Source organism: Parageobacillus thermantarcticus (assembly GCF_900111865.1).
In the GTDB taxonomy this organism is placed as follows: domain Bacteria; phylum Bacillota; class Bacilli; order Bacillales; family Anoxybacillaceae; genus Parageobacillus; species Parageobacillus thermantarcticus.
In genome coordinates this window covers 1-1,057 of sequence record NZ_FOJS01000105.1, presented here as the reverse complement: position 1 = coordinate 1,057, position 1,057 = coordinate 1, and the positions used below count along the sequence as shown (strand labels likewise).

Below are 1,057 nucleotides of genomic sequence, written 5' to 3'. Positions count from 1 at the left end.
CCTGTTTTATCAAAAGCGATGACTTTTAGAGATCCTGCTTCTTCTAAATAGATGCCACCTTTAATTAACACCCCGTTTTTCGCTGCATTTCCAATGGCGGTTACAATCGCAACAGGAGTGGAAATGACCAGCGCACACGGACAACCAACTACTAATACAGCTAGACCCCGATAAATCCATTCGCTCCAATCAGCACCCATAAATAATGGCGGAATAACGGCTAGTAAAAGAGCAAAAATGATAATGGCTGGTGTATAGTATTTGGCAAAACGATCCACAAATGCTTGAGAAGGCGCTCGTTCTGCTTGAGCTTCTTCCACTAAATGGATGATTTTCGAAAGGGTTGTATCTTCCACTCGTTTTGTCACTTTTACTTCCAATAAACCTTCTTCATTCAATGTTCCTGCAAAAACTTCATCACCAACTGTTTTCGCTACGGGAACACTTTCCCCTGTAATGGCAGCCTGATTTAATGTAGATGTACCCTTGATGATGATTCCATCCATCGCTAATTTCTGACCAGGCTTTACGATCATAATATCCCCGACTTGAATATCGTCAACAGGGACCATCATTTCTTCATTTCCTCGACGAATTAATGCTTCTTTTGGAGCAATATCCATCAACGATTCAATGGATTGACGAGCTTTATCCATGGAATAACGCTCTAAGGCTTCACTAATAGCAAAAAGGATGACAACGGTTGCACCTTCTCCCCATTCACCAATCGCTGCAGCTCCTAAAATCGCCACTGTCATCAGCGTATTCATATCAAAATTCAATCGAACTAGGTTCTTGAACCCTTTAATAAATAGCGAATATCCACCAATTAAAATCGCTGCAGCATACCCAATCGTCGCAAAGAAATGCTCTTCTCCGTATTGCTTCCCTAAAAACCAACTAATCACAAGCAAAACAGCGGAAATATACACTTTGATGTTCTCTTTTTGCTTCCAAAAAGGTTCACGCTTGACTGCTTTTTCTTTATCTTCCCGAATCTTCAAATTTTCAAAAGCCCCTGCTTTTTCTAATTCTTCGATGGTTGTTGTACCCCAAA

The 1,057-nt window shown here is 40.8% G+C and carries 1 protein-coding gene; it reads right to left on the bottom strand.

The features are described 5' to 3' along the window. On the bottom strand, window positions 1–1,057 hold a 1,057-nt coding region (locus BM278_RS18220), incomplete at both ends, for an HAD-IC family P-type ATPase (protein ID WP_143093502.1).